This is a genomic window from Amycolatopsis sp. NPDC051061 (genome assembly GCF_040682935.1).
Taxonomy (GTDB): Bacteria; Actinomycetota; Actinomycetes; order Mycobacteriales; family Pseudonocardiaceae; genus Amycolatopsis.
The window spans coordinates 95,597-105,278 of record NZ_JBFBBZ010000035.1; the positions used below are offsets into that span (position 1 = coordinate 95,597).

Annotated in this window: 8 protein-coding genes and 1 pseudogene; 5 read left to right on the plus strand and 4 right to left on the minus strand. The window is 70.0% G+C overall.

Annotated elements, in window-relative coordinates; all coding sequences use genetic code 11:
* The first annotated feature begins 254 nt into the window (after positions 1 to 254).
* Positions 255 to 752 carry an SsgA family sporulation/cell division regulator gene (locus AB0N03_RS36680; RefSeq protein ID WP_364381855.1) on the plus strand — a complete coding sequence of 166 codons (498 nt, stop codon included), beginning with the start codon at positions 255 to 257 and terminating at the stop codon, positions 750 to 752.
* 310 nt (positions 753 to 1,062) lie between these two features.
* A complete protein-coding gene (locus tag AB0N03_RS36685) occupies positions 1,063 to 1,548 on the plus strand; it encodes a hypothetical protein (RefSeq protein WP_364381858.1) in 486 nt (161 codons plus the stop codon).
* On the opposite strand, the gene AB0N03_RS36690 is transcribed toward AB0N03_RS36685, so the two are convergent.
* On the minus strand, positions 1,517 to 2,074 hold the full coding sequence (locus AB0N03_RS36690) for a DUF6879 family protein (RefSeq protein WP_364381861.1): 558 nt from the start codon (positions 2,072 to 2,074) through the stop codon (positions 1,517 to 1,519). The genes AB0N03_RS36685 and AB0N03_RS36690 overlap by 32 nt on opposite strands.
* A gap of 265 nt (positions 2,075 to 2,339) precedes the next feature.
* On the opposite strand from AB0N03_RS36690, the gene AB0N03_RS36695 reads away from it, so the two are divergent.
* Positions 2,340 to 3,014 carry a GntR family transcriptional regulator gene (locus AB0N03_RS36695; protein ID WP_364381864.1) on the plus strand — a complete coding sequence of 225 codons (675 nt, stop codon included), beginning with the start codon at positions 2,340 to 2,342 and terminating at the stop codon, positions 3,012 to 3,014.
* Between the two features lie 18 nt (positions 3,015 to 3,032).
* Here the strand turns inward: AB0N03_RS36695 and AB0N03_RS36700 are convergent, their stop codons facing one another.
* Both AB0N03_RS36700 and AB0N03_RS36705 read right to left on the minus strand, forming a co-directional pair.
* A complete protein-coding gene (locus AB0N03_RS36700; RefSeq protein ID WP_364381867.1) occupies positions 3,033 to 5,939 on the minus strand; it encodes a BTAD domain-containing putative transcriptional regulator in 2,907 nt (968 codons plus the stop codon).
* Positions 5,940 to 6,082: 143 nt separating this feature from the next.
* Positions 6,083 to 7,162: a hypothetical protein gene (locus tag AB0N03_RS36705; RefSeq protein ID WP_364381869.1), complete on the minus strand. Its 1,080-nt coding sequence runs from the start codon at positions 7,160 to 7,162 to the stop codon at positions 6,083 to 6,085.
* A gap of 77 nt (positions 7,163 to 7,239) precedes the next feature.
* Here AB0N03_RS36705 and AB0N03_RS36710 point away from each other — a divergent pair, with 77 nt between their 5' ends.
* Complete coding sequence (locus AB0N03_RS36710; RefSeq protein ID WP_364381872.1) at positions 7,240 to 8,154, plus strand: hypothetical protein; 915 nt, start codon at positions 7,240 to 7,242, stop codon at positions 8,152 to 8,154.
* Positions 8,151 to 9,080: a glycoside hydrolase family 16 protein gene (locus AB0N03_RS36715; RefSeq protein WP_364381875.1), complete on the plus strand. Its 930-nt coding sequence runs from the start codon at positions 8,151 to 8,153 to the stop codon at positions 9,078 to 9,080. Before AB0N03_RS36710 ends, AB0N03_RS36715 begins: the two co-directional genes overlap by 4 nt.
* Before the next feature lie 98 nt (positions 9,081 to 9,178).
* On the opposite strand, the pseudogene AB0N03_RS36720 reads toward AB0N03_RS36715, so the two are convergent.
* Positions 9,179 to 9,682 (minus strand): annotated as a pseudogene (locus AB0N03_RS36720) (hypothetical protein); the annotation flags it as partial.

The window sequence follows — 9,682 nt, forward strand, 5'->3', positions numbered from 1 at the left end:
CTCACTGGAGACCGGCGCCGACTGAAGAGTCTCTCCACTGAATTCCCCCAGACAAGGACGCAGCGACACCCGTGGAACAATATACGCGGCCGGTGAACGCGGCGACGTCGAACTGTCCGAGCAGCCAAACTGCCTGCCCAAAGGTACCCGGCACGCACACACCGTGTTCGTCACCGTGCAGTCCGGGAATGACGCGAAATCACCATGCGGCCGCCGTAGAGCAAAAACCAAGTCTGCTCGTCGATGGTCGGATCATGGACCACGAACCGCGCTGCCGCACCGCCAGCGGCACACCACCGGTGGGTGAGACCCACAGCCACCTGGTCGTCTTCCAGCATCAGCTGGCCAACGGCCGGTACCTGCCGACCGACGTCGTCCTGCAGTACGTGTCCGCCGACCCGTACGCGGTCGGGGCGCACTTCAACGCCGGGACACCGAGCGAAGTCGTGTGGCTGTTCGATCGCGAGCACTTGGCAGAAGGCATGTTCACCCCGGTCGGTGAAGGCGACATCAAGGTGCGCCCGTTCCCGGACGAGCCTGTGTCCGTCCTGATCGAGCTCAGCTCGCCGACCGGCCGCGCGGTTTTCTCCGTCGACATCGCGGACCTGGCTCGCTTCCTGTACTGCACGTACGAGATCTTCCTGCCGGGGGACGAGTTCAGCTGGGTCGACTTCGAGCACGAGCTGTCCCGGCTGGATCCGGGTGAGGACAACCCGTCCAGCACGACTTGGCGGCCCGCCGCGGAACCGTGATCCGCCGACGCCCGGCTTCCGGTCGGCCGGACGCGACCGAAGAGGCACCAAACCGCGAAGTTCGTGCAGCGGCGGCGACACCCGTGGCGCCGTCGTCGTAGCGTGAGACATGACCGCGGACTCTCCTATCTCGTCCGGACGCCTTCGCCGCTGCCCGGTCAACGGCTGCGCCTGGCGCGGCCCGTGCCCCGACCACGATCAGGACCACGAGATCGAGATCGACGTCAAACTGAGCAGGATGATGCGAGGCCGGCCGTTCGGCGCCGGCCGGAAGCAGCGGCGTTCCGCCGCGAACTACGCTCCGCCCACCATGACCGGCTCCGCCATCGTCGTGACCACCGTCGCCGACCGCGAAACCCAGCTGGTGCACCGAATCCGGCGTCCGCGGATGTTCGGGCCCCGGCCATCGGCGGCGGCGAGCGCCCTCCACGACGGCTCGGTCGCGGCAGCACTCGGGCACGCGGACATCGCCGAGCCGGTGTCGCCGGGCTTCGGTCTCACCGGGCACGACGAGGCGCCGCCGTCGCGGTTCCGCCAGCGCCGGGGGATCCGCACCCGCTCCCGGCTGCCGGGCCAGGACGCAACCTGGCCCCTCGGCTCCGCCGGGGAAACCGCCCGTGACCCGGGCGCCACGCCCGCCGGCGCGAGCCGGACCGAACGAGCCGTTCCACCCTCCCCTGCCTTGCTCGCGAAGAGGTTCCGGCCTGCCGCACCCTCGGTGAGCGCCGCTCGCGGCCGACGGGCGAGCCTGGCATCGCCCTCGGTCAGCCCTGCACCCGGGCCTCGTACTCGATGAAGGGGATCGACGCCGCCAGCGCGTGGTCCCGATGAGCGCGGAACCGCGCGACGTCGGCGTTGGCCAGTGCCTCGCGACCGATCAGCCGGCCGCTCCCCGGCGCGTGGTGGAGCTTGATGATGACCTCGTCGTCGAGGAGGACGAAGTCATGGCCGGGCAGGCCGTCGGTGGCGGCCAGCGCGGTGTCGATGATGCGGATGTCCTCGCCTGCCTCGGTGAAGCGGCGGAAGTAGGCGAAGGCGAACCGGAGGTAACCGGACACCGGCGGAGTCACCACCTGAACGCGCTGGAGCACCCGGCCACCACTGAGCTGCTGCCGCTGCCGCACCAGCCGGGAGTCGCCCGCAGGAACGTCGCAGGCCCCCTCGGCCTTGAACCTCTCGAGCGCCTCGCGCTCGCTGCGGATGTCGTACGCCTGGAGCAGTTGCAGGCGGAAGCTCGTGCGCTTGAACGACATGAGATCGAGGTACTCCGTCGGCGAAGGCAATTCGTCGACGCCATCGTGCTCCTCTTCGGCGTGCTGCATGTGTTCCTCCTGGGTGCATCGGACGGGTTCCGTGACGAAACCGCGCCACCGCACCGATCATTTCGGCGGGCGACCGATCATCCGGCACATTCGGCGTCCTCCGTGCGGATCCGGAGCGTTTCGCCGCCAGCACTGCCCGAAGGGGCACGACCGCCGGCCCGAGGTTACGGCGACCAGTACCCGGTGAGGCACGCTGTCCGTGCACCTGTTCCGGTCCTCGACGGCTACGCGATGATCCGGACGACTTGAAGGGAAGTACGGATCCGTGGGCGCCACCGACGACGTCTTGAGCTACTTGGTCGAACTGACCGCCGGGAAGGCCCCGGGCACCCGGCTGCCCTCCGAGCGGGATCTCGCACGGAAACTGGGAATCTCCCGCAACGCGGTGCACGCGAACGTCCAGCACTTGGTCGTGGCCGGACGGCTGACCACCCAGCACGGCAGCGGGTTGTTCGTCGCCGAGCCGAAGGCAGTCATCCACCTCGGTGAGCCCGGCGGGGGCCGGGACGAACAGTCTGGCCGACGCCGGTTCGAGAGTCTGGTCCTGGACACCGGGGAAGGCGTAGCGGAAGCCGGGCTCGCCGCGGCGATCGGCGCCGCCACCGGCGCCCGGACCATCGAGTTCCGGCGGCTGCTCCTCGACGGCTCGGACCCGGTGGCCGCGGAGACCGTGGTACTCACGCCTCCGGCGCCTGCGGCCACGACCGGCGCTGCCTTCTTCGACCTACTCGACCGGGTTCCGGTGGCCGGCACCCGCACGATCTCGTGCGAGCTGGCCGCCGGCCGGATCTGCCGTCTGCTCGGAGTCCCGGTGGCCCAGCCACTGCTCGTCGTCGAACGCGTGCAAGACCTGCGTTCCGCCGAGGTGCGGGTGCACGTCCGCACGTGGTACCGCGCCGACCGGTTCGTGCTCCGGGGGCAGCTGACCACGGAGCACTGAACGGCGCCCACGGGCGGTTCAGCCGCCCGTGGGGCCCGGGGACTCGAGCTCGCGGAGGAAAGTACGCATTTCGTCGGCCTCTTCGCCGTCGAGACCGACGAAGATGTCCAGCGCGCGCTGGGCCCGTTCCCGGGCTTCCGGGAGCCGGGCCTCCCGCCGGTGCAGTTCGGCGAGGCCGAACAGCGCCAGTGCTTCGTGGTAGCGATCCCCGCGCTGTCCGCAAACGTCCAAAGCGGACTCGTAGTCGCGGATCGCGACAGCGACATCGCCGAGATCGCGGTGCGCGTGGGCGAGGTTGACCAGGATGTTGTCCTCGATAAGTTCCGACTTGCAGGCGCGGGCCGCCTCCAGACCGGAGAGTCCGAAGCGAAGAGCCTCAGCGGGCTTGCCGGATTCGACGTACAGCTCACACAATGCGTCGAACGCGCCCGCCCGGTAGTAGTCGCGGGTGCTGTCCATCTCCACGGTGAGCTCGGTGGCCTCTTTCGCGTGCGAGATCCCTTGTTCGAAGAGCTTCATGGCCTCTTTCGCGTGCGAGATCCCTTGTTCGAAGAGCTTCATCTCGCGCAACGTCGACGAGAGGTTTATGAGGATCTTGACCTGGGAGTAGTGATCATCCGTCGCCCTGGCGATCTCGAGCGCCTGTTTGAGCTGCTCGACGGCGACGTCGTTGCGCCCGATGCGGGAGTTCGCGACGCTGAATTCGTTGAGGATCCGCAACCGCGGCATCGGGTCGGCGAGCTGTTCGGCCGAGTGCATCGCGATTTCCAGCAGTTCGACCCACTCGCTGAGCCGGCCCGCCGAGTAGTAGTGGTGATACATCCCCCAGGCCAGCTGCCACGCCGCCTGGTGTTCACCTGTATCGTCGGCGTGCTTCGCGAGGGCGAGCAGGTTGGCCGCCTCGGCCTTCTGCCAGCCGGCGACGTCGTCCCGGCTCCCGAACTTCGCCACTTCGTGCTCGGTCTCGGCCAACCCGGTCGCGAAGAATTCGTGCTCGGTCTCGGCCAACCCGGTCGCGAAGAACCGAAAGTCCGGCATGATGCCGGAGTAGGCCGAGCGCAGGCTGTGGACGTACCAGAGCATCAGGCCGTGCAGCGCGGCCGCCCGGTTCGCGGCGGTCTCTTCCCGGTCCGCCAGCTCGGCGGCATAGTCCCGCAGCAGGTCGTGGAACCCGTACCGGTCCTCTTCCCGCCGCTCCAGCAGGTTCTGTTCGCACAGCACCGTCAGCAGCTCGGCGGTCTCGCCCACCCGCCGGTCGAGCAACGCAGCAGCGGCCTCGACCGCGATGTCCGGGCCCGGCACCACCCCGAGCAAGCGGAAGGCCCGGGCGGCCGCCGGCTTCAACGAGTGGTACGACCACGAGAACACCCCGCGCACCGACGACATCTCGTCATCGCCGGAGTCGAGCGCATCCAGCCGGCTCCGCTCGGCGATCAACGCCCCCACGAGCTCCTCCAGTCCGGCTTCCGGATCCGACGAGACCTTCTCCGCCGCGACGCGCAACGCCAGCGGCAGCGACCCGCACAGCCGGATCAGCTCGGCCGCCGCCGCTGGCTCCGCGTCGATCCGCCGCGGCCCCACCGTCACCCGGAGCAGGTCCAGCGCCTCCTCGTCGGGCAGCCCCTCCAGGGTCAGCCGCCGCGCGCCGTCCCGGACCACCAACCCGGTCAGGCGGTTCCGGCTGGTCACCAGGACCAGGCACCGCGACGGGCCCGGCAGTAGCAGCCGCACCTGATCCGCCGACGCCGCGTTGTCCAGCACAATCAGCATCCGCTTGTCCGACAGCAGCGTCCGATACAGCGCCGCTTGCACATCCGCGTCCTGCCGGCGTCCTCCCGTTCCCAGCGCTGACAACAGCTGCCCGAGCGCTTCCGCCGCCGACAGCGGCGCCCGGTGCGGGTCGAAGCCCCGCAGGTTCACGTATAGCTGCCCGTCCGGGTAGTCCGCCGCCACGTCGCGGGCGAACCGCACCGCCAACGACGTCTTGCCCACCCCGCCGACGCCGCCGACCGCCGAAATCACCAGTGCGCGGCCACCGCGGTCCAGCTCCGCACGCCATCGCGCCAGCTGCTTCAGCTCACCCGCCCGGCCCACGAAGTCGGGGACGTCGTGGGGCAGCTGCGCCGGCACCCCCGCGGCCGGGGACTCCGCCGGCAGGTCGAGCCCGGGGTCCGAGCGCAGGATCCGGAGCTGCAAGTCCGCCAAGGCGGGCCCCGGCTCCAAGCCCAGTTCGGCGGCGAACAGCCGGCGTGCCGCGCCGAACTCCGCCAGCGCGTCGGCCCGCCGTCCACCGCGGTGCAACGCCAGCATCAGCAGCCCCCGCAGCCGCTCCCGGAAGGGCTCCGCCGCGACCGCCTCGCCCAGCTCCCCGATCACCTCTCGATGCCGGCCCAGGTCGAGCAACCACTCCGCGCGCTCCTCCAGCAGTTCCAACCGCAACTCGCCGAGCCGCACGCGTTCGGTCTGGGCCAGCGGCCCCGGCAAGCCGAACAACGGCGTTCCCCGCCACAGCCGAAGGCATTCCTCGAGCACATCGACCGCGGCTGCGGTGTTCCCGGGCGACGCCAGCTCCCGGGCCCGCCGCATCCCCGTCTCCGCCGCCACCACGTCGACCGCGCTGGGCTCCAGCACCAGCCGGTACCCGGCACCGGACCGGACGAGCAAGTCTCCGCCGCCCGCACCGGCCAGCACCCGGCGCAGACCGTGGATGTAGGTGTGCACGCTGCCCTCCACCGACGGCGGCGCCGTATCACCCCACACCCCGTCGATCAGTTCCGCCCGCGACACCGATTGGTTCGGCCGCAACGCCAAGGCCGCCAACACCGCGCGCTGCCGCGGCGGCCCCACCGCCACGTCCTCGCCGGCCAACCGGATCCGCACCTCGCCCAACAGTTCGACCCGCAGCCCGAGATCAGCATCACCCACCCTGACCAACCTCCACCCAACCCACAGCACTGAGCCATCGGCTCAAGCCTTTCGGCCCCTACGGAACTTCCTGCGCCCTCTTCTGCCGGCCACGGCAGCGTTCTGGTCCGCTCCCTCGAACAGGCCGGCCACTCCACCGCTCATCAGGCCGAAGCGCCCTGGCTCGTCCACACCGGCTCCCGATCGTCAGCGGGTTCGAGAGCCGTCATCGCGCGGCCGAGCAGCACCGTGTCGAGGGTCGGCGGTACCTCGTCCGCGCTCCGCAGGTACGCCAGCAGTTCCTGGTCGGGCGCGAGGTGATGGGTCTTGAGGTAGTAGGTGACCGTGTCCGTCCAGACCCAGGCGCCGTCCGTGCGGAAGTTCATCGGCACAACCGAGCCCTGGTCCGGATCGACGATGTCGATCATCGTCCCGGTCGTGACCAGCAGCTCGGTACCTGTCTCGAGGTACTCGACCAGCCGGGCGCGCTCGGCTTCATCCGTGATCTTCTCGTGGTCGGGTGCGAACCGCGGCCCTTCGTCCGGGTCGACCTCGTCGAAGACCCGCGCCACGTTGACCTCCGCGTCGTCGTGCGGCGACCAGAGCAGCCGGCCCCGCAGCTGGGCCGCCCGCTGGTACCGGGACCGCGCACCGTGCACCGACACGACCTCGACCTGCGGGTCCCGTTCGCCCGCGGCGATCAAGGTTTCCTGGAACCGCGCACACAGCTCGGCCGGTTCGCCGACGTCCTCCGCGTCGTCGTCGACCTCGACGACGTAGACGCCCCGCGGTGCCGGGTAGGGCGCCCCGTCGACGGGTCGCCGCACCGCGCTCCACAGGCCGCGCACGCCGGGCTCGTCGATCACCTGCGCGTGCAGATCCTGCTCGGCCAGGGCAGAGAGCAACATCGCACCATCGGCGCCCTCGTCGGCTTCGCCGTCGTCCGTGGTGTCCCAATCCGGAGAGAAGGACCACGGCAGAACCGAGGATTCCGGAATCAGCTCCATCGCGTCCAGCACGGCGGGGTCCCGCCCCTCGGAATCCAGCAGCTCGGCCAGCGCGTCGAGGTCGTCCTCGTCCAGCGGCAGCACCGAGCGGCGCCCGGCGAAGGCCAGGAGCTGGGCGACATCGGCGCATCGGTCGTCCGCGAGTTCGCTCCGAGCCCGGCTCAACGCGTCATCGGGCAGCCAGCCGGCGACGCGGAGCAGGATCTCGTGCAATTCGGAGGTGAAGGCGTGGCTCATCCGATTCTCCCTGCGGTCGGCCTGTCGGCCTCATTGTGGCGACGCCCCCGGCATCGACCGCGGCTATCAGCTCGTAGGTGCCCGAAGGGACACTTTCCCTGGCTATCGGTCCCTGTGCGCACGTGCACGACGGACGATCAGGCCTTGATGTCGAAGCTCTCGACGTACCAGGCACCTTCGTGCCTCCGACCCGGAACGTGAGGCTGAACGAGCTCGTGTCGCCCGTCGCGCCGATGAGCTCGAGACTGCGCAGCGTCCGGCCGTCCACTGTGGCCGCGGTGTCGGGGACGGTGACCGTCTCGCCCTTCGCGGGCCCTCCGGTCACCTCGACTTCGGCCTGCGGCGGCAGCTTCACGCCGGGCTTCGCCCACGCTTCGTGCAACGACTCGGCACCTTTGGAGCACTTCGGGACTCCGGCAGAGGGTCTTGGCGTCCTGGCCGGCGGGCAGGACCGGAGCGCTGGAGAGGCAGGCCTCGGTGTAGCGCTCTTGCAGGATCTGGGTGACCCGCCGCTCGACGGCGGCTTCGTGGGTCTTCGCGCCGGCGGCGGGTTTCCCGGAGCCGTGCGGGTCGCGGCCGCGCTGCTCGTCGTGGCGGCCGCGCTGCTCGCCGAATTGGCGGCGGGTTCCGGCTTCCCCGGCGCCGCGACGCCGGCCGCGCCACCGCCGGTCAGGCCCAGCACCACCGCCGGCAACAGCGAAGTGGGGCGCTGCACCATCGATCGCCGGGCGCTCGTCGTGAAGCCGGTCGTCTTCGCGGTCATCGGAGGTCCTCCATTCATTCGATTTCTTCATACGCGGCTCGAGTACCCGGATCGGAGTCGACGCCGGAGAAAAAGAGGGCAACTTCCCTCACCGGCCGGGAATCGCTTCGAATTGCAGGACATTCACCGATTGCTTGACAGGACGAACGGCGGTGAGCAAAGTGCTTGCGATCCCGCGATGGGATCGGTGAAATTGCTGATATTCTGTTTTGGAGAAGGTTCGCCTTGAAACTTCCTGCCCGAAAACTCGCACTGCTCTTCGCCGCCGTCACCTCGACGGCCGTGATCACCTGGCCGGGCACTGCCGCCGCGGCCGCCGGTTGCGGCGTGCTGTTCGACGACTTCCACTACGCCTCCCCCACCGACGCCGCCTTCAGCGGGGCCGGCTGGTCCACGCGTACCAGTGCCGGCAGCCCTGGCGTGCCCGGCGCCCGGTGGCTGACCGGCAACGTCACCTTCCCGACGGTGAACGGCGACCGCGTCGCCCAACTCGCCGCCACCACCAACGGCACCGCCGCCGGCACCACGCAATCGGAGATGAACCAGACCCGGCTACGGTTCTTCGAAGGCACCTACGCCAGCCGGGTCCGCTTCACCGACGCGCCCACCAGCGGCACCGACGGCGACCACGTCAACGAAACGTACTTCACGATCTCGCCGCTGCGGCAGGACCGCGACCCGCTCTACAGCGAGCTGGACTTCTCCGAGTACCTGCCCAACGGCGGCTGGGGCGGCTCGACCGCGAACTACCAGACCAGCTGGAACACGTACTGGAACAACCCGACGTGGGACGGCCTGCGCACGTCCACCGCGCAGAACCGCAGCTTCAACGGCTGGCACGACATCGTCACGCAGGTCTCGGGCGGGCACGTGAAGTACTACCTCGACGGCAAGCTCACCGCCGATCACACGACCGACGCGAAGGGCAACCCCGTGTACCCGCGGACGCCGATGTCGATCAACTACAACATCTGGTTCATCGACACGGCCGGCCACAAGAGCGGCACCAGCGTCTACAACGAGCAGGTCGACTGGACCTACTACGCGGGCAACCAGGTGGTGTCGCCGGCTGACGCCACGGCCAAGGCCAAGCAGTACCGCGCCGCGGGGATGTCCCATGTGGACACGGTGACCAAGTGCGGTCCGGCGAAGTGAGTCCGGTGGACCGGTGGCGGTCTCGACGCGGGTGGGGAGCGGAAAGCCTTGCTTTCCGCTCCCCACCCGCTTTGCGCTTCGCCCTGAACCGCAGGTGCTCAGGCGCCCCGATCCGGCTGGTGTTTCGGCAGCCGGCCCAACGTCCGCAGCAGCTCCCCGGGATCCGAGGACTTCTTGAGTTCCTCGAGGATGGCCGCCTGGTCGTCACCGGCCACCGGCGGCGGAGCCGAGGGGCGGCCGAGCACGGCCGACCCGTCGCCGCCGGAGTGCCACGCTTCGGGCTCGCTGCCCAGAAAGCCAGCCGGAGTGCGCTCCTGCTCGTCCTGGCCCTGCTGCCCGCGGATCATCGCGCCCATGAACCCACCGGTGGCCGGGTGGTCACCGGCGAGCCGCGTGCTGCCGGCCGCGCCCGGCAGCACGGGTGGCGCTCCGGCGGACGCGGCGTCACCGCCGCTGCCGACCGCCTGGAACGCCGGAGTGGCCGGCAACGCTCCCGGGCTGGCCGGCGCCGCACCGCCGTGGGCCGCCACCGGCGGAAACGACACTGATCCGGCCGTAGTCACCGGCCCGACGTGACCGGCGACCGGGCCGTGCAACGCCGG